We start from the raw sequence: 18,113 nt of genomic DNA on the forward strand, positions 1-18,113 counted from the left end.
GATCGATCATGTCACGCGAAAAAACCGACTTCTGGGTAGGCCTGTTTGTATTGCTGGGCGCGATCGCGCTTGGATTCCTGGCGTTGCGCGCCGGCAACTTGAGCACCTTTTCCTTTGCCCCGACCTATACCGTGACGGCCAACTTCGATAACGTAGGCGGCCTCAAGGTGCGCGCGCCGGTCAAGAGCGCCGGCGTGGTGGTGGGCCGGGTCACGAACATTTCCTTCGACGACAAGACCTTCCAGGCCATCGTTTCGGTCGATCTGGAAACGGCATACCAGTTCCCCAAGGACTCGTCGGCCGCCATCCTGACCTCGGGCCTCCTGGGCGAGCAATACCTGGGCCTGACCGCCGGAAGCGAGGAAGATAACTTTACCGACGGCGGAAAAATCCGCTATACACAAAGCGCCGTGGTCCTGGAGCAGCTGATCAGCCAATTCCTGTACGGGTCGGCGGAAAAGCAGGGCACGACCGCCGCGCCGGAAGGCGCTCCCAAGGCGCAGGATTAAAGGCCCGGCACAAACAAGCCGTTACTACGCTGCGTCTCGCGGTCGCGATAACAAAAGAATGTTGATAGGGATACCCGGATCATGAATAAGAAAGCTATTTCCCGAATTGCCACCGTCGCAGCGGCGGGCGCGCTGATGGCCGGCTGCGCCGCACCCAAGAATCCGGATCCGCGCGACCCCTGGGAAGGCTTCAACCGTGGCGTCTACCAGTTCAACGACACGGTCGACCGCGCGGTGTTCAAGCCGGTCGCGCAGGCCTACACGTTCGTGACGCCGCAGCCCGTGCGCAGCTGCATCCACAACATCTTCAGCAACGTCGGCGACCTGTGGTCCGGCACCAACAGCTTCCTGCAGGGCCGCGGCCACGACTTCGTGAACACGCTGGGCCGCTTCCTGTTCAACACGACCATGGGCGTGGGCGGCTGCTTCGACGTCGCCTCGGCCAATGGCGCGCGCAAGATCCCCAACGATTTCGGCACGACGCTCGGCGTCTGGGGCTTCAGCCAAGGTCCGTACCTGGTGCTGCCGTTCTTCGGCGCCTCCAGCGTGCGTGACGGCGTCGGCCTGGTCGGCGACCTGTACGGCACCACCTACGGCTACATGGGCGTGGACTCGATCGACAACGTCCGCCTGCGCAATTCGCTGTGGGGCCTGCGCATCGTCGACACGCGCGCCAGCCTGCTCGACACCACCGACACCATCGACCGCGTGGCGCTCGACCCGTACAGCTTCGTGCGCGACGCCTTCCTGCAACGCCGTGCCGCCATGGTGCTGGGCCACCGCGTGGACGAGGAAGGCTCGCTGCCCAACTACGAGGACGACGGCGACGACGACACCCCCGCCGCGCCCGCGCCGGCCCCCGTGCCTGCGCCGCAACCCGCGAACAAGTAAGCTGAGGCCTTGCGCTTTCGGTATTTGAAGGAGATTTGATGCGATTTTCCATTCCCTCTCTGTTGCAGCGGCTGGTGTTCACGGGCCTCGTCGGCCTGGCGGCCGCCACGACCGCGAACGCCAAGCCGGACCCCAACGGCCCGCCCGAGCAGTTCGTCCTGGCCGCCGCCAACGAGGCCCTCGCGGTCCTGAAGTCCGACGGCGCGCTGCGGGCCGGCAACACCGCCCGCATCAACGAAGTCGTTGACCAGCACATCCTGCCGTACGTCAATTTCCAGAAGACCACGCGCCTGGCCGCCGGCCGCTACTGGCGCCAGGCCTCCGACCAGCAGAAAACCGCGCTGGCCGACGCCTTCCGCGGCACGCTGATCCGCACGTACAGCGGCGCGCTGACCCGCGTCACGTCCAGCACCACCATCACCGGCCTGCCGTTCCGCGGCGATCCCAAGGCCGACGACGTGGTCGTGCGCACCCTGATCAGCCAGTCCAACAGCCAGCCGGTGGGCGTGGATTACCGCCTGGAAAAGACGCCCCAAGGCTGGAAGATCTACGACATGAACGTCGAAGGCATCTGGCTGATCGAGAACTACCGCAACCAGTTCGCCCAGCAGATCAACCAGAACGGTATCGACGGCCTGATCCAGGCGCTGAACCAGCGCAACAAGTAAAGATTCGCTCAGGCTTGCCTCGGCCCGGCGCGACCCCTCGGGGGTCCGCCGGGCCGATTGTTTTGGGGGACGCAACAGGGCGCCGCCCCCATCGCCACCGGGGCCATCCCCGGTTTCCGCCACATCGCGCTTATATAATGGTCAATTCGCTCTTTTCGGGCCATCTCCCCCCGTCATGTCCGCCGTCAGCCTAGAAAACGTCTCCAAGATCTACTCGCCGCGCCAGCGCGGCTGGCAGAAGCTGCTCGGGCGCACGCCCCGGCCCGGCTTCCAGGCGCTGGACAATGTCAGCCTGAATATCGAGCACGGCGAGTTCTTCGGCCTGCTCGGTCCAAACGGCGCGGGCAAGACCACGCTCATTTCCATTCTGGCGGGCCTGGCGCACGCCACCGCGGGCCGCGCCACCGTCTGTGGATACGACGTCGTGGCCGACTACAAGTCGGCACGGCGGGCGCTGGGCGTCGTGCCGCAAGAATTGGTCTATGACCCGTTCTTTACTGTGCGCGAAACATTGCGCATCCAGTCCGGGTATTTCGGCCTGCGCAAGAATGACGACTGGATCGACGAAATCCTGTTCAACCTGGGCCTGGCCGACAAGGCCAACTCGAACATGCGCGCGCTGTCGGGCGGCATGAAGCGCCGCGTGCTGGTGGCGCAGGCGCTGGTGCACCGGCCGCCGGTCATCGTGCTGGACGAGCCGACCGCCGGCGTCGACGTGGACCTGCGCCGCACGCTGTGGGAGTTCATCTCGCGGCTGAACAAGGCCGGCCACACCATCATGCTGACCACGCACTACCTTGAAGAAGCCGAGGCGCTCTGCAATCGCATCGCCATGCTCAAGGGCGGTCGCATCGTGGCGCTGGACACCACCCAGGCGCTCCTGGCCCGCGTCGGCGGCGTGGACCTGGAAGACGCCTTCGTGCGCATCATGCATCAGGACGACGAGCCCGGCGCGCGCGCCCTGCAACCCGAAGAGATCTCATCATGACCCAGCCCGCCACGTCTGCCGGCCAGCCGCTGGTGCAGCCCCGCCTGGACGCGGGTTCCGGCTTTCCGACCCTGCTGCGCAAGGAATTGCTGCGCTTCTGGAAGGTCAGCTTCCAGACCATCGCCGCCCCCGTCATCACGGCGCTGCTGTATCTGCTGGTGTTCGCCCACGTGCTGGAAGGGCGCGTCACCGTGTACGGCACCGTGCCCTACACGTCGTTCCTGATTCCCGGGCTCATGATGATGAGCATGCTGCAGAACGCGTTCGCCAACCCGTCCTCGTCGCTCATCCAAAGCCGCATCACCGGCAATCTGGTGTTTATGCTGCTGCCGCCGCTGTCGCACCGCGATATCTTCGGCGCGTACGTGCTGGCCGCCATCGCGCGCGGTCTCGCCGTCGGGCTGTGCGTGTGGGCCGTGGCGCTGTTCTTCGTGCCGCTGTCGCCCGCGCATCCGCTGTGGGTGCTGGTGTTTGCGGTGCTGGCGTGCGGCATCATGGGCACGCTGGGGTTGATCGCGGGCCTGTGGTCCGAAAAATTCGACCAGCTCGCGGCCTTCCAGAACTTCCTGATCATGCCGGCCACCTTCCTGTCCGGCGTCTTCTATTCCATCCATACGCTGCCGCCGTTCTGGCAAAGCGTCTCGCACTGGAACCCCATCTTCTACACCATCGACGGATTCCGCTTCGGATTCTTCTCGGTGTCGGACGTCTCGCCCTGGCACAGCCTGGCGGTGGTGACGGCGGTGTTCCTTGCGCTCTCCGCTTACGCGCTGCGGCTTCTGGCCAGCGGCTACAAACTCAGGAACTGACGTCCATGCTTCCCACTCCCGCGCAAGTCCGCCAATACATCGCTGACGGCCTGCCCTGTGAACATCTCGACGTGCAGGGCGACGGGTCGCACTTCGACGCCGTCATCGTCAGCACGGCCTTCGAAGGCAAGCGCCTGATCCAGCGCCACCAGCTTGTCTACGCCGCGCTGGGCGACCGCATGAAAGCCGAGATCCACGCCCTGTCGATGCGCACCCTGACCCCCGCCGAATACCAGAAAGCGGGCGAATGATGGACAAGCTTCGCATTACCGGCGGCGCGCGGCTGCATGGCGAGATCTCGATTTCCGGCGCCAAGAACTCGGCCCTGCCGATCCTGTGCGCGGGTCTGCTGACCGCCGACACGCTGGTTCTGTCCAATGTGCCGCGCCTGAACGACACCGGCACCATGCTGCGCCTGCTGGCCCGCATGGGCGTGCGCGCCGAACGCGCCGACGACGGCATCGTCACGCTGCAGGCCGGCAACGTCGACAGCCTGGAAGCGCCGTACGACCTGGTCAAGACGATGCGCGCCTCGATTCTGGTGCTGGGTCCGCTGGTCGCGCGGTTCGGCGAGGCCCGCGTCAGCCTGCCCGGCGGCTGCACCATCGGCCAGCGGCCGGTCGACCAGCACATCAAGGGCCTTGCCGCGTTGGGTGCTGAAATCAGCATCGAGCACGGCTTTGTGGTGGCGCGCGCCAAGCGCCTGAAGGGCGCCTCCATCCGCACCGACATGGTCACGGTCACCGGCACGGAAAACCTGCTGATGGCCGCCGTGCTGGCCGAGGGCCGCACCGTGCTGGAAAACGCGGCGCGCGAGCCCGAAGTGGTGGACCTGGCGGAACTGCTCATCAAGATGGGCGCCCGCATCCAGGGCCACGGCACCGACCGCATCGTGATCGACGGCGTCGAGCGCCTGCACGGCGCCGAGCACCGCGTCATCTCCGACCGCATCGAAGCCGGCACCTTCCTGTGCGCGGTGGGCGCGGCCGGCGGCGACATCCTGCTCAAGAACGCGGATGCCGACATCCTGGGCGCCACGCTGGACAAGCTGACCGAAGCGGGCCTGACCATCGAGACCGGTCCCGGCTGGATCCGCGGCGCGATGGACAAGCGCCCCAAGGCCGTGGGTTTCCGCACGCACGAATACCCGGGCTTTGCCACCGACATGCAGGCCCAGCTGATGGCGCTGAACACCGTGGCCGACGGCACGTCGGTCATTGTCGAGACCATCTTCGAGAACCGCTACATGCACGTGCAGGAACTGCGCCGCATGGGCGCCCAGATCGACATCGACGGCCACACTGCTGTCGTGCGCGGCGTGCCGCGCCTGTCGGGCGCAACGGTCATGGCGACCGACCTGCGCGCCTCGGCCAGCCTGGTCATCGCCGGCCTGGCCGCTGATGGCGATACGCTGGTCGACCGCATCTACCACCTGGATCGCGGCTACGATCAGATGGAAGTGAAACTGCGCGCCCTGGGCGCGGATATCCAACGAGTTACCGGCAAGGAACAGGCTCAATGAGCAATGCCTCCGTCACCCCCCTGACCCTGGCGCTGTCCAAGGGCCGCATCTTCGAAGAGACCATGCCGTTGCTGGCGGAAGCCGGCATCGAAGTCCCCGAGAACCCCGAAAGCTCGCGCAAGCTCATCCTGCCCACCAGCGATCCCGGCCTGCGCCTGATCATCGTGCGCGCCTCGGATGTGCCCACCTACGTGCAGTACGGCGCGGCCGACCTGGGCATCGCGGGCAAGGACGTGCTGATCGAGCACGCCAAGGAACAGCCCGGCGGCCTGTACCAGCCCATCGACCTGAACATCGCCAAGTGCCGCCTGGCCGTGGCCGTGCGCAACGGCTTTGACTACGACGCCGCGGTCCACCAGGGCGCGCGCCTGCGCGTGGCCACGAAGTACGTGCAGTCAGCCCGTGAACACTTCGCGGCCAAGGGTGTGTACGTGGACATCATCAAGCTGTATGGTTCGATGGAACTGGCGCCGCTCGTCGGCTTGGCCGATTGCATCGTCGACCTGGTGTCCACCGGCGGCACGCTGCGCGCCAACGACCTGGTCGCCGTGGAAGACGTCATGCCGATTTCGTCGCGCCTGATCGTCAACCAGGCCGCCTTGAAAACCCGCGGCGACCGCCTGCAGCCGCTGCTGGACGCCTTCGCAAGGGCGGCCTCCCGCAACGTCTGATTCCCGCCCGCCGCGCCCGGCGCGGCGGCCGATACCGTTACCTGCTTTGCTCCATGACGCCATGGCCCTGATCAATCGTCTCGACTCCCGCGATCCCGGATTCAAATCCGCCCTGTCCAAGCTGCTGGCCTTCGAGGCCACCGAGGACGAATCCATCGACCGCGCCGCCGCCAGCATCCTGGCCGACGTGCGCACCCGCGGCGACGCCGCGCTGGTGGAATACACGCAGCGGTTCGACCGCATGCCGGACGCGGCAGCGCATACGCTGGAGATCCCCAAGGCCGATTGGCATGCGGCCCTGGCCGGGCTGCCGGCCGCGCAGCGCAATGCGCTGGAAGCCGCCGCCGATCGCGTGCGCGCCTACCACGAGCGCCAGCGCGCCGAGACCTGGACCTACACCGAAGCCGACGGCACGCTGCTTGGCCAGCAGGTCACGCCGCTGGACCGCGTGGGCCTGTACGTGCCCGGCGGCAAGGCCGCGTATCCGTCGTCCGTGCTGATGAACGCCATTCCGGCCAAGGTCGCGGGCGTGCAGGAGCTGGTCATGGTCACCCCCACGCCAGACGGCGTGCGCAATCCCATCGTGCTGGCCGCCGCCGCCATCGGCGGCGTGGACCGCGTGTTCGCCATCGGCGGCGCGCAGGCCGTGGGTGCGCTGGCCTATGGCACCGACACCGTGCCGGCCGTGGACAAGATCGTCGGCCCGGGCAATGCCTACGTCGCGGCTGCCAAGCGCCGCGTGTTCGGCGTGGTCGGCATCGACATGATCGCCGGCCCCAGCGAAATCCTGGTCATCTGCGACGGCAAGACGCCGGCCGACTGGATCGCGATGGACCTGTTCTCGCAGGCCGAGCACGACGAGCTCGCCCAGTCCATCCTGCTCTGTCCCGACGCCGCCTTCATCGAACAGGTCGAAGCGGCCATCGCCCGCCTCTTGCCCACCATGCCGCGCGCCGACATCCTGCGCGTCAGCCTGGCCAACCGCGGCGCGCTGATCCTGGTGCGCGACCTGGAAGAAGCCTGCCAGATCGCCAACGACATCGCCCCCGAGCATTTGGAAATCTCCACCGAGCAGCCCGAAGTCTGGACCGCCCGCATCCGCCACGCCGGCGCCATCTTCATGGGCCGCTTCAGCTCGGAAGCCCTGGGCGACTACTGCGCCGGCCCGAACCACGTGCTGCCCACCTCGCGCACGGCGCGCTTCTCGTCGCCGCTGGGCGTGTATGACTTCCAGAAGCGTTCCAGCCTGATCCAGGTCTCGCACGCCGGCGCCCAGACGCTGGGCCGCATCGCCGCCGAACTGGCGCTGGGCGAGGGCTTGCAGGCGCATGCCGCAAGCGCCCAGTACCGGGTCGACAAGGCATGAGCGCGGGACCGGCGGACGTCGCCGGCCGCGTCAAAGGAACCGTCCGCGCCGACATCCGCGAGCTGGCGGCGTACCCCGTCGCCCATGCCGAAGGCTGCATCAAGCTGGACGCCATGGAATGCCCGTACGAGCTGCCCGAGGCCGTGCGCGACGACATTGCGCGCGCCGTCCGCGACACGCCGCTGAACCGCTATCCGTCCGCGGATCTCTCCGCGCTGCAGGCCGCCGTCAAGACGGCCTTCGGTGTGCCCGATGGCGCGGACGTGCTGTTTGGCAACGGCTCGGACGAGCTCATCCACCTGATGGTCCAGGCGTGCTGCAATCCGGGCGACGTGGTGCTGTCGCCCTGGCCGTCGTTCGTGTACTTCGACATGGCTGCGCGTTTTGACCACGCGCGTTTCGTGGGCGTGCCGCTGACCGATGACCTGACCCTGGACCTGCAGGCCATGCTGGCCGCCATAGGCCAGCATCAGCCCAAGCTCGTGTTCCTGGCCACGCCCAACAATCCCACGGGTGGCCTCTGGTCGCGCGAGGACGTGGACGCCATCATCCAGGCTGCGCCGGGGCTCGTGGTGATCGACGAGGCCTACCAGCCGTTTGCGGACTACACCTGGATGCCGCGCGTGCTGGAGGCGCCCAACGTGGTCGTCATGCGTACCGTGTCCAAGATCGGCCTGGCCGGGCTGCGCTTCGGCTACCTGGCCGGCGATCCGGCCTGGATCGCCGAGCTGAACAAGGTGCGCCCGCCCTACAACCTGAACGTGCTGACGCAGGCCACGCTGCAGGCCGTGCTGCGGCACAAGGCCGTGCTGGACGAACAGGCGGCCCGGCTGCGCGCCGACCGCGAGCCATTGGCCGCGGCGCTGGCGCAATTGCCCGGCGTCAGGGTATTCCCTTCCGCGGCCAATTTCATTCTGGCCCGCTTTTCCGGCAAGCTCGACGGCAACGCCGTGCATCTTGCCCTGAAAACGCGCAAAATATTGATTCGCAACTTCTCCAATGCCCACCCGCTGCTGGCCAACTGCCTGCGCATCTCGGTGGGCGCCCCGGCCGAGAACGCCGCCTTGCTATCCGCCCTGCAAGAGATCTTGAGTGCTTAACATGCGTACCGCAGAAATCACCCGCAACACCAACGAAACCCGCATCCGCGTGGCCATCAACCTGGATGGCACCGGCAAGCAGACGATCGACACGGGCGTGCCCTTCCTGGATCACATGCTGGACCAGATCGCGCGTCACGGCCTGATCGACCTGGACATCAAGGCCGAGGGCGACCTGCACATCGACGCGCATCACACGGTGGAAGACGTGGGCATCACGCTGGGCATGGCCATCGCCAAGGCCGCGGGCACCAAGGCTGGCCTGCGCCGCTACGGTCACGCGTACGTGCCGCTGGACGAAGCGCTGTCGCGCGTGGTGGTGGACTTCTCCGGCCGTCCCGGCCTGGAATATCACATCCCGTTCACGCGCTCGCACATCGGCAGCTTCGACGTGGACCTCACGCGCGAATTCTTCCAGGGCCTGGTCAATCACGCGCTGATCACGATGCACATCGACAACCTGCGCGGCTTCAACTCGCACCATCAGGCGGAAACCGTGTTCAAGGCCTGTGGCCGCGCGCTGCGCATGGCGCTGGAAGTCGACCCGCGCATGGGCGACGTCGTGCCGTCCACCAAGGGCGTGCTGTAAGGTACGCAACCCAGGCAAGCCATCCCCTTCGCACCGCACCAGGCAGACAGAAGTGACCACTATCGCCATCGTCGACTACGGAATGGGCAATTTCCATTCCGTCGCACGCGCCCTGAAATACGCCGCGCCTGACGCCGACATCCGCATCTGCAACCAGCCCCAGGAAATCGCCGCCGCCGACCGCGTGGTGTTTCCGGGCCAGGGCGCGATGGCGGACTGCATGCGCACCCTGAACGAATCCGGGCTGCGCGACGCCGTCGTGCGCGCCGCCCGCGAAAAGCCCCTGCTGGGCGTCTGCGTTGGCGAACAGATGCTGTTCGACGCCAGCGAAGAGGGCGCCACCACTTGCCTGGGACTGTTCCCGGGCGTCGTGCGCCGCTTTTCCGGCCCCGGCTTTGCCGACCTGATCCCCGCCGACGACGAAGCCTGCCTGGCCGACACCGGCGCGGCAGGTCTGGCGGACACCCGCCCCGAGCGCCTGAAGGTGCCGCACATGGGCTGGAACAAGGTCCGCCACACCCGGTCTCACCCGATCTGGGAAGGCATTCCGGACGATTCGCACTTCTACTTCGTCCATAGTTATTACGCCGATCCGGCCGATCCGGGCCTGACGGTTGGTGAAACCGATTATGGCGTCACCTTTACCTGCGCGGTGGCCGCAGCTAACATTTTCGCGGTGCAGTTCCACCCCGAAAAGAGCGCCGAGCACGGTTTGCGCCTGTATCGCAATTTTGTAGACTGGCAGCCGTAGGCCCCGAGCCCCGTGCGCCAGCCCGTTCAACCCCATTTTTTTTCTCGCTGCCAACCATGCTGCTGATCCCCGCCATCGATCTCAAAGACGGGCGTTGCGTGCGCCTGCGCCAGGGTGACCTGGACGATGCAACGGTGTTCTCCGAAGACCCCGCCGCCATGGCCACCCGCTGGCTTGACCAGGGCGCCCGCCGCCTGCATCTGGTCGACCTGAACGGCGCCGTCGCCGGCAAGCCCAAGAACGAAGCGCCCATCAAGGCGATCCTGGACGCCGTCGGCGACGACATTCCCGTCCAGATCGGCGGGGGCATCCGTGACCTGGACACCATCGAACGCTACCTCGACGCCGGCATCTCCTACGTCATCATTGGTACGGCCGCCGTCAAGAATCCGGGCTTCCTGCAGGACGCCTGCGGCGCCTTCCCCGGCCAGATCATCGTTGGCCTGGACGCCCGCGACGGCAAGATCGCCACCGATGGCTGGAGCAAGCTGACCCGCCACGACGTGCTGGATCTGGCCAAGAAGTTCGAAGACTACGGCTGCGAAGCCATCATCTACACCGACATCGGCCGTGACGGCATGCTGTCGGGCGTCAACGTCGAAGCCACCGTACGCCTGGCCCAGCACGTGCGCATTCCCGTGTACGCCTCGGGCGGCATCGCCGGCATCCAGGACATCGAGGCGCTGTGCGCCGTCGAGGAAGAGGGTGTCGAAGGCGCCATCCTGGGCCGCAGCATCTACGAAGGCACGCTCGACTTCCAGGCCGCGCAGGCGCGCGCCGACGAATTGGCAAAATGACCACATCCAGCAGCACCCCCGGGGCCGGCGCGTCCATGCACAACGCGCTGACCCGCCGCATCATTCCCTGCCTTGACGTCACGGCCGGCCGCGTCGTCAAGGGCGTGAACTTCGTCAACCTGCTCGACGCGGGCGACCCCGTCGAGATCGCCCGCCGCTACAACGAGCAGGGCGCCGACGAACTCACGTTCCTGGACATCACCGCCACCAGCGACGGCCGCGACCTGATCCTGCCCATCATCGAGCAGGTGGCCTCGCAGGTCTTCATTCCGCTGACGGTGGGCGGCGGCGTGCGCCAGGTGTCCGACATCCAGCGCCTGCTGAACGCCGGCGCCGACAAGATCAGCATCAACAGCGCCGCGGTGGCCAATCCCGACCTGGTTCGCGCGGCCTCGGACTACCACGGCTCACAATGCGTGGTCGTGGCCATCGACGCCCGCCGCGTCTCCGCGGCCGGCGAACCGGCGCGCTGGGAAGTCTTCACACACGGCGGCCGCAAGGCCACCGGCCTGGACGCCGTGGCGTGGGCGCGCCGCATGGCCGCTTATGGCGCGGGCGAAATCCTGCTCACCAGCATGGACCGCGATGGCACCAAGTCCGGCTTCGACCTGGAACTGACCCGCACCGTCTCGGACGCGGTACCGGTGCCCGTCATTGCCTCCGGCGGCGTCGGCAACCTGCAGCATCTGGCCGACGGCGTCACCACCGGCCGCGCCAGCGCGGTGTTGGCCGCCAGCATCTTCCATTTTGGCCAGCATACCGTCGGCGAGTGCAAGCGCTTCATGGCCGAACAGGGCATCGCCGTACGATTGGACTGAACATGAGCAACGAACCTGCCTGGATGGCCGACGTCGTCTTCGACGAAAACGGCCTGATCCCCGCCATCGCCCAAGACGCCGAAAACGGCCAGATCATGATGGTCGCCTGGATGAACCGCGAATCGCTGGCCGAAACGGCCGCCACCGGCCGCGCGGTCTATTGGTCGCGCTCGCGCAAGCGTCTGTGGCGCAAGGGCGAAGAATCCGGCCATGTCCAGGAAGTGCACGAACTGCGCCTGGATTGCGACGGCGACGTGGTCCTCCTGAAGGTCCGCCAGCAAGGCGGCATCGCCTGCCACACCGGCCGCGCCAGCTGCTTTTTCCGCCGCCTGGAAGGTCAGACCGACCATGCGTCGTGGGTCACGGTGGATCCGGTGCTCAAAGACCCGGAACTCATCTACAAATGACCGATCAGACCCTGACCGCCGCCGACATCCTGGCGCGCATCGCAGACACGCTGGAAACGCGCCGCCCGCAAAACGGCGGCGATCCCCAGGCTTCCTACACGGCCAAGCTGCTGGCCAAGGGCCCCGACGCCTTTTTGAAGAAGATCGGGGAAGAAGCCACGGAACTGGTCATGGCCGCCAAGGATGGCGTGCCCGACCGCATCGTCAGCGAAACCGCCGATTTGTGGTTCCACTGCCTGGTGGCACTGACGCATTTCAACCTGCGGCCTGAAGCCGTGCTGGCCGAGCTGGCCCGCCGCGAGGGCCTGTCGGGCCTGGCGGAAAAGGCAAGCCGCCCGAAGGACTGACCACGGAAACCAAACCCATGAGCGACAACTGCCTTTTCTGCAAGATCGCCGCCGGCGACATCCCGTCCAAGAAGGTCTACGAGGACGAGGACTTTGTTGCATTTCACGATATCAATCCGGCCGCGCCGGTCCATTTACTGCTGATCCCTCGACGTCATGTCACATCCATGCAGGATATTACGGGCGAGGACGCAGATTGGTTGGGTAGAATGATGTCGTTGGCGCCGCGGCTTGCCGCCGAAAACGGTTGCCGTCCGGGCCCCGATGGCGGATTTCGCATCATGATCAACTCTGGCGTCGAAGGCGGCCAGGAAGTCCCGCATCTGCATTTCCACATCATCGGCGGCTCGCGTCCCTGGAAAGGGCGCGTGGCCCCCACTGCGTAATTCGGAGAATCATCATGGGTAGTTTCAGCATTTGGCATTGGTTGGTCGTCCTGGTCATCGTCGCGCTGATTTTCGGCACCAAGAAGCTGCGCAACATCGGCGGCGATCTGGGCGGCGCGGTCAAAGGGTTCAAGGACGGCATGAAGGAAGCCAACAGCGACAAGCCCGCCGAACCGGTCACGCAGCAGCGCGTTGCCGGCGACACCATCGACGTGCAGGCCAAGGAAAAGTCCAACTCCTGAGCGTCAGCCAGCCTCCCTCCGGGCCAGCCCTGAACGGGCCGGCCCTTATTGCTTCAATTCCCGAGCGGCCGTCGAATGTTTGATGTCAGCCTCACTGAACTGATGGTGATCGGCGTCGTCGCCCTGATCGTCATCGGCCCCGAACGCCTGCCCAAGGTTGCCCGCACCGTCGGTCACCTGCTGGGCCGCGCGCAGCGTTACGTCAATGACGTCAAGTCCGATATCCAGCGCGAAATCGAACTCGACGAACTCCGCAAGTTCAAGACTGAAATGGAAGACGCGGCCCAGGGCGTGCAGCAATCGCTGAACGAGACCGGGGCCTCGCTGCAGGAACCCGTGCAGCAGTTCCGCGCCGAATTGGACGAAGTCGCCCGCGAAGCCAACGGCAAGGCCGCCCCCGCCTCACCGGCCACGGCAACTGCCACGCAGGCGCCCGCCGCGGAGACGCCCGCCGAGCCCGCGCGCACAATCGCCCCGCCCAGCCAGAACCACAATCTGGACCTGGACCTGCCTGCCGCCGAGCCCCAACCCGTGCCCAACGCCAACCCGCGCCCGGCCGCCCCCCAACATCAACCCGCCCCGGCGCCCAGCGCGACCGCGGCTGACGTCGCCGCGCCTGCCGCCAAGCCCGTCTCGCCTTCCGGAACTTCGTCGTGACCCAGGACGCAACCCAAGAAGAAGGCCAGCAAGAGACCTTCATCTCTCATCTGGTCGAGCTGCGCACCCGTCTGCTGCGCGCTGTCGGCGCCGTGGTGGCGGTGTTCATCGTGCTCTTCATCTATCCCGGCGCGTCGGCCATCTACGACGTGCTGGCCGCGCCCATGCTGGCCTCGCTGCCCGAAGGCACCCGCATGATCGCCACGGGCGTCATCACGCCGTTCATGGTGCCCGTCAAGGTCACGATGATGGCCGCGTTCATCCTGGCGCTGCCGGTGGTGCTGTATCAGGCCTGGGCTTTCGTGGCCCCCGGGCTATACCGGCACGAAAAGCGCCTGGCGCTGCCGCTCATCGTATCCAGCACGTTTCTCTTCATCGCGGGCATGGCGTTCTGCTATTTCGTGGTGTTCCGCACGGTGTTCCACTTCATCGCCACGTTCGCGCCGCAGTCCATCACGCCGGCGCCGGACATCGAGGCCTATCTCAGCTTCGTCATGACGATGTTCCTGGCGTTCGGCATCACGTTCGAAGTGCCGGTGGCGGTCGTGCTGCTGGTCAAGATGGGCGTGGTCGAGCTCTCCAAGCTGAAGGCCGCGCGCGGCTACGTGGTGGTGGGCGCCTTCATCATCGCCGCCGTGGTCACCCCGCCCGACGTGGTCAGCCAGTTCATGCTGGCGGTGCCGCTTTGCCTGCTCTACGAGGTCGGACTGATCTGCGCCCGCATGGTCACGCCAAAGGAAAGTGCGTCAGCGGACGACGCAGCGTCGGACTCCCTGACCGAACGCCACTGACCTCGGGCGCATAGCCACCAAGACGGTCCGCATAAAAGCGGACCGTTTTACCTTGTCGGCCTCTGACCGCAGTCCTACATTGCAGTCATGTCGCTTTCTCAAAGACTGCGCACCCTCATGCGGTGGCGCGGCATCCATAGCCAGAACCAGCTTGCGCGCCTGTCGGGCGTGCCGCAGTCCTGCATTCATCGCATTCTTACCCGCGAAGACCGCTATTCGCCCGCCCGCAATACGCTCGTGCGGCTGGCGCACGCCCTGGGCACCAGCGTGCCGTGGCTGACAGACGGCGTGGTGCCCGCCGCGCCCGGGGCAAACCCCACGCCCCGGCTGCCAGACGCCGCGGCCAATGGCGTCGATGGCTACTGCGCCGAAATCTGTGCGCGGCTTGCGCCGCAACCCGACAGCACCAAGCGGCTGATCCTGGCGCTGGTGCGCGAACTGTCTGACAAGCCCGGTACCGGCGTCAGCCCCGGCGCCGCCCGTGCGGCGGCGCGTAAATGCGCCTAGCGCGGCTTTCCCGGTCGCGTACCCACCACCACCGCCAGTTCCGCGGGCTTGCCGCCGCGCAAAATGCCCAGCGCGGCCCGCTGGCCGGGCGGCACCTGCGCAATCTCCGATAGCAGGCCGGTCGTGTCCGCCACCCGCTTGCCATTGACCGACTGCACGATGTCGCCCACGCGCAAGCCGCCGCGCGCGCCCGGGCCATCGCGCATGACGCCGGCGATGATCACCCCCGTCGTGTCGCGCGGCAACGCAAAGGCCCGCGCCAGTTCCGGCGTCACGTCCTGCGGCTCCACGCCCAGCCAGCCGCGCTTGACCGAACCGGTCTTGACGATATCGTCCATCACCTTGCGCGCAATCTCGATCGGCGTGGCAAACCCGATGCCCATCGACCCGCCAGATTCCGAATAGATGGCGGTATTGATGCCCACCAGGTTGCCGTAGGCGTCCACCAGCGCGCCGCCAGAATTGCCGGGGTTGATCGCCGCGTCGGTCTGGATGAAGTTTTCGTAGGTATTCAGGCCCAGGCCATTGCGGCCCAGCGCCGACACAATGCCCTGCGTGGTCGTCTGTCCCACGCCGAACGGGTTGCCGATCGCCAGCACCACGTCGCCCACCCGCAGGCCCTTGTCGGACGCCAGCGTCGCCGCCGGCAGCTCGCGCAAGCTGGACAACTTGAGCACCGCAAGGTCCGTGTCCGGATCCGCGCCCACGACCTTGGCCGTGTCGCGCCGCCCGTCGCGCAGCGCCACCTCGATGGCGTCCGCGGCCTGCACCACGTGATAGTTGGTCAGCACGTAGCCGTCCGCGTTCACGATGACGCCCGAGCCCAGGCTGGTCGAGGCCTCCCGGCGGCTCACGCCCGGCATCTGTCCAAACAGCTGGCGCAGCACCGGGGCATCGGGCAGCGGGATCAACGGCACATTCACGTGTTTGGTGGTGAATACGTTCACCACCGAGGGCGCCGCCTTTGCCACGCCGTCCGCGTACGACACCGCGCCAACGTCGCCGGCGGGCGCGCGCGCGGACGCCGCGGTGGCCGGCAGGACCGCGCCGGGCCCGTTCACCCGCAGCAGGTCGGGCCGCAACGTCGTCACCACGAATAGAATACCCAGGCAGACCGTGACGGCCTGAGCGAAGATCAGCCAATATCGGCGCATGTTTCTGATAGGACTAGCAATGAATAAAGTGGACTCCCGCGTCCTGGCCAGCTGGCTGGACGACACCCTGCAGGCGGCCCGTTTCAAGGACTACTGTCCCAACGGGATGCAGGTGGAAGGCCGATCCGAGGTCGGACACATTATCACCGGTGTGACGGCCAGCGAAGCATTGCTGCGCGCCGCCGTCGAACGCGGCGCGGATGCGGTGCTGGTGCATCACGGCTGGATGTGGCGCAACGAAGACCGCCGCGTCATCGGCACCCGTCGCACCCGCATGGCCCTGACGCTGAAGAACGACCTGAATCTGTACGCCTATCATCTGCCGCTGGATGCGCACCCCACGCTGGGCAATAACGCGCAGCTGGCGCGCGTGCTGGGCCTGTCCCCCGCGCGGCGCGACGATGGCGCGCCCCTGACCTGCGGCCAGGACGGGCTGATCTGGCTGGGCGAGGCCACCGGCCTGCAGACCCTGGGCCAGTTGGGCGAGCGCGTGGCGCAACGCCTGGGCCGCCCGCCGCTCGTCGTGGGCGATCCAGACCAGCCGCTGGCGACCATCGCCTGGTGCACGGGCGGCGCCCAGGGCATGATGGCCGACGCCGTGGACGCGGGCGCAAGCGTCTACATCACCGGCGAAGTCTCGGAATCCACGGTGCACCTGGCGCGTGAAACCGGCGTTGGCTTCATCGCGGCCGGCCACCACGCCACCGAACGCTACGGCGTCCAGGCGCTGGGACAGGCCGTGGCCGAGCGCTTCGGCGTCAAGGTCGAATTCGTGGATATCGACAATCCAGCCTGACCCTGCCGCCCTTGCAAGAAACAAAAGCGTCCGATCAAGGACGCTTTTTCATTTACGGCCGCTTGAGCAGGTCGCGGATTTCGCGCAGCAGGGCGACGTCTTCCGGCGTCTTGGCCGGCGCCGGCGCTTCCTCCTGCTTGTTGCGGGCCTTGTAGATGGCCTTGACCATCCAGAAGATCACGAACGCCAGCAGGACGAAATTGATGATGATGGTGACAAAGTTGCCCCACGCAAACACGTTGGCGCCAGCCTTGGTCAGATCCGCGTAGGTCATCGGACCGGCATAGCCCTCGGGCATCGACAGGACGAGGAATTTATTCGAGAAATCGACCGATCCGCCCAGGATGAAATTGACCAGGGGCATGATGATGTCCCGCACCAGCGAGTCGACGATCCTGCCGAAGGCCGCGCCGATAATGACACCGACGGCCAGATCGACCGCGTTGCCCTTGACCGCGAAATCTCGAAACTCTTTGACGAAACCAGTCGATTTGCTCATAAATCCGCTCCATTCGTGATACGCCTGGGGTAGGCTGGCCTATAATACGCGGTTGCTATGTTGTTACATATTCCCGCGAACCCGATGCCGCAGAAGTGATGCTACTCGTTGAGCGGGCGCATCAACAAGGATAGGAAGATGAGTCAGGATACGCTGGTGCATGACGATGACGGTGCGGTTGATCCCAACCTGCCACCTGATCCTTCGCGACGTTTCTGGGTTACCACCGCCTGTGCTGTGGGCGGCGTAGCAGGTGTCGCAACGGCAGTGCCGCTTGTGAGCACGTTTTCCCCCTCTGAAAAAGCCCGTGCGGCCGGGGCGCCCGTTGAAGTGGATATCGGCGACATTCCCGTCGGCGCCATGAAAACGGTCGAATGGCGCGGCAAACCGGTGTGGATCATCCACCGCTCGCCCGAGCAGCTCGCCGGACTGAAAGCGCTGGACCCCCAGCTTGCCGACCCGCAATCCAAGCGGCCCGGCTTCACCCCTCCCTATGCCGAAAACGAAGCCCGCTCGCGCAAGCCCGAGCTCTTCGTCTGCGTCGGCATCTGCACGCACCTGGGTTGCTCGCCCACCGCGCACTTCGAAACGGGTGGCGGCGGCGGTCTGGGCGCGGATTGGCAAGGCGGATTCCTCTGTCCCTGCCACGGCTCCACGTTCGACCTGGCTGGCCGGGTCTTCAAGAACAAGCCTGCTCCCGATAATCTCGAAGTTCCGCCGTACCAGTACCTCAGCGACACCCGCATCATCGTGGGCGTCGATGAAGACAACAAGGCCTGACGCTCGCGTCGCGCTTTTTTCCCGATCTACGTAAGTAAAAACAATACGCCACGTATTAGAGAAGGAGC

General features: G+C 66.2%; 25 protein-coding genes. 23 read left to right on the forward strand and 2 right to left on the reverse strand.

What is annotated here, in order from left to right; translation table 11 throughout:
* Positions 1-8: 8 nt before the first annotated feature.
* The 21 genes from mlaD to KW836_RS02630 all read left to right on the forward strand — a co-directional run bounded on the left by mlaD (position 9) and on the right by KW836_RS02630 (position 14,816).
* Positions 9-509, forward strand: a complete 501-nt coding sequence (gene mlaD / locus KW836_RS02530; protein WP_056320371.1) for an outer membrane lipid asymmetry maintenance protein MlaD — start codon at positions 9-11, stop codon at positions 507-509.
* 81 nt (positions 510-590) lie between these two features.
* Entirely contained in the window at positions 591-1,400 is an 810-nt protein-coding gene (locus KW836_RS02535; protein WP_175123903.1) for a VacJ family lipoprotein, read from the forward strand.
* Positions 1,401-1,438: 38 nt separating this feature from the next.
* Entirely contained in the window at positions 1,439-2,068 is a 630-nt protein-coding gene (locus KW836_RS02540; protein WP_218342373.1) for a phospholipid-binding protein MlaC, read from the forward strand.
* Between the two features lie 175 nt (positions 2,069-2,243).
* Positions 2,244-3,056, forward strand: coding sequence for an ABC transporter ATP-binding protein (locus KW836_RS02545; RefSeq protein ID WP_175123905.1), 813 nt, complete (start codon positions 2,244-2,246; stop codon positions 3,054-3,056).
* Positions 3,053-3,865, forward strand: coding sequence for an ABC transporter permease (locus tag KW836_RS02550; RefSeq protein ID WP_218342374.1), 813 nt, complete (start codon positions 3,053-3,055; stop codon positions 3,863-3,865). Before KW836_RS02545 ends, KW836_RS02550 begins: the two co-directional genes overlap by 4 nt.
* 5 nt (positions 3,866-3,870) lie before the next feature.
* The gene (locus KW836_RS02555; protein WP_056320382.1) at positions 3,871-4,116 is read left to right on the forward strand and encodes a BolA family protein; all 246 of its coding nucleotides are present in this window, start codon (positions 3,871-3,873) and stop codon (positions 4,114-4,116) included.
* Positions 4,116-5,387: a UDP-N-acetylglucosamine 1-carboxyvinyltransferase gene (gene murA, locus KW836_RS02560; protein ID WP_056320441.1), complete on the forward strand. Its 1,272-nt coding sequence runs from the start codon at positions 4,116-4,118 to the stop codon at positions 5,385-5,387. Before KW836_RS02555 ends, murA begins: the two co-directional genes overlap by 1 nt.
* Positions 5,384-6,058, forward strand: coding sequence for an ATP phosphoribosyltransferase (hisG, locus tag KW836_RS02565; protein ID WP_056320385.1), 675 nt, complete (start codon positions 5,384-5,386; stop codon positions 6,056-6,058). The genes murA and hisG overlap by 4 nt, the downstream gene beginning before the upstream one ends.
* A 61-nt stretch (positions 6,059-6,119) precedes the next feature.
* Positions 6,120-7,424, forward strand: coding sequence for a histidinol dehydrogenase (hisD, locus tag KW836_RS02570; protein WP_179690783.1), 1,305 nt, complete (start codon positions 6,120-6,122; stop codon positions 7,422-7,424).
* A complete protein-coding gene (gene hisC / locus KW836_RS02575; protein WP_218342375.1) occupies positions 7,421-8,524 on the forward strand; it encodes a histidinol-phosphate transaminase in 1,104 nt (367 codons plus the stop codon). Before hisD ends, hisC begins: the two co-directional genes overlap by 4 nt.
* A gap of 1 nt (position 8,525) precedes the next feature.
* Entirely contained in the window at positions 8,526-9,113 is a 588-nt protein-coding gene (hisB, locus tag KW836_RS02580) for an imidazoleglycerol-phosphate dehydratase HisB (protein WP_008160445.1), read from the forward strand.
* Between the two features lie 52 nt (positions 9,114-9,165).
* A complete protein-coding gene (gene hisH, locus KW836_RS02585; RefSeq protein WP_062840181.1) occupies positions 9,166-9,864 on the forward strand; it encodes an imidazole glycerol phosphate synthase subunit HisH in 699 nt (232 codons plus the stop codon).
* 56 nt (positions 9,865-9,920) lie between these two features.
* Complete coding sequence (hisA, locus tag KW836_RS02590) at positions 9,921-10,661, forward strand: 1-(5-phosphoribosyl)-5-[(5-phosphoribosylamino)methylideneamino]imidazole-4-carboxamide isomerase (protein WP_006224535.1); 741 nt, start codon at positions 9,921-9,923, stop codon at positions 10,659-10,661.
* Positions 10,658-11,479, forward strand: coding sequence for an imidazole glycerol phosphate synthase subunit HisF (gene hisF / locus KW836_RS02595; RefSeq protein WP_175156357.1), 822 nt, complete (start codon positions 10,658-10,660; stop codon positions 11,477-11,479). Before hisA ends, hisF begins: the two co-directional genes overlap by 4 nt.
* 2 nt (positions 11,480-11,481) lie before the next feature.
* Complete coding sequence (gene hisI, locus KW836_RS02600; protein WP_179690781.1) at positions 11,482-11,886, forward strand: phosphoribosyl-AMP cyclohydrolase; 405 nt, start codon at positions 11,482-11,484, stop codon at positions 11,884-11,886.
* On the forward strand, positions 11,883-12,233 hold the full coding sequence (locus KW836_RS02605) for a phosphoribosyl-ATP diphosphatase (protein ID WP_128829740.1): 351 nt from the start codon (positions 11,883-11,885) through the stop codon (positions 12,231-12,233). The genes hisI and KW836_RS02605 overlap by 4 nt, the downstream gene beginning before the upstream one ends.
* 17 nt (positions 12,234-12,250) lie before the next feature.
* Positions 12,251-12,619 (forward strand): histidine triad nucleotide-binding protein, encoded by a 369-nt coding sequence (locus tag KW836_RS02610; protein ID WP_056320402.1) that lies wholly within the window; start codon positions 12,251-12,253, stop codon positions 12,617-12,619.
* Between the two features lie 14 nt (positions 12,620-12,633).
* Positions 12,634-12,861: a Sec-independent protein translocase subunit TatA gene (tatA, locus tag KW836_RS02615; RefSeq protein ID WP_056320404.1), complete on the forward strand. Its 228-nt coding sequence runs from the start codon at positions 12,634-12,636 to the stop codon at positions 12,859-12,861.
* A 75-nt stretch (positions 12,862-12,936) separates the two neighbouring features.
* A complete protein-coding gene (tatB, locus tag KW836_RS02620) occupies positions 12,937-13,518 on the forward strand; it encodes a Sec-independent protein translocase protein TatB (RefSeq protein WP_218342376.1) in 582 nt (193 codons plus the stop codon).
* Complete coding sequence (tatC, locus tag KW836_RS02625) at positions 13,515-14,309, forward strand: twin-arginine translocase subunit TatC (RefSeq protein WP_128829739.1); 795 nt, start codon at positions 13,515-13,517, stop codon at positions 14,307-14,309. The genes tatB and tatC overlap by 4 nt, the downstream gene beginning before the upstream one ends.
* An 87-nt stretch (positions 14,310-14,396) precedes the next feature.
* Positions 14,397-14,816 carry a helix-turn-helix domain-containing protein gene (locus KW836_RS02630; protein WP_128829738.1) on the forward strand — a complete coding sequence of 140 codons (420 nt, stop codon included), beginning with the start codon at positions 14,397-14,399 and terminating at the stop codon, positions 14,814-14,816.
* Here KW836_RS02630 and KW836_RS02635 read toward each other — a convergent pair.
* Positions 14,813-15,970 (reverse strand): trypsin-like peptidase domain-containing protein, encoded by a 1,158-nt coding sequence (locus KW836_RS02635; protein ID WP_218342377.1) that lies wholly within the window; start codon positions 15,968-15,970, stop codon positions 14,813-14,815. The two genes, KW836_RS02630 and KW836_RS02635, sit on opposite strands and share 4 nt — an antisense overlap.
* Before the next feature lie 19 nt (positions 15,971-15,989).
* Between KW836_RS02635 and KW836_RS02640 the strand changes: the two genes are divergently transcribed.
* Complete coding sequence (locus KW836_RS02640; RefSeq protein ID WP_175211966.1) at positions 15,990-16,766, forward strand: Nif3-like dinuclear metal center hexameric protein; 777 nt, start codon at positions 15,990-15,992, stop codon at positions 16,764-16,766.
* A 52-nt stretch (positions 16,767-16,818) separates the two neighbouring features.
* Here KW836_RS02640 and mscL read toward each other — a convergent pair whose 3' ends face one another.
* Positions 16,819-17,265, reverse strand: coding sequence for a large conductance mechanosensitive channel protein MscL (mscL, locus tag KW836_RS02645; RefSeq protein WP_105236917.1), 447 nt, complete (start codon positions 17,263-17,265; stop codon positions 16,819-16,821).
* A 138-nt stretch (positions 17,266-17,403) separates the two neighbouring features.
* Between mscL and petA the strand changes: the two genes are divergently transcribed.
* The gene (gene petA / locus KW836_RS02650) at positions 17,404-18,045 is read left to right on the forward strand and encodes a ubiquinol-cytochrome c reductase iron-sulfur subunit (protein WP_128829737.1); all 642 of its coding nucleotides are present in this window, start codon (positions 17,404-17,406) and stop codon (positions 18,043-18,045) included.
* Positions 18,046-18,113: the final 68 nt, after the last annotated feature.

The sequence above is a fragment of the Achromobacter sp. ACM05 genome, assembly GCF_019218915.1.
GTDB lineage: Bacteria > Pseudomonadota > Gammaproteobacteria > Burkholderiales > Burkholderiaceae_B > Achromobacter > Achromobacter animicus.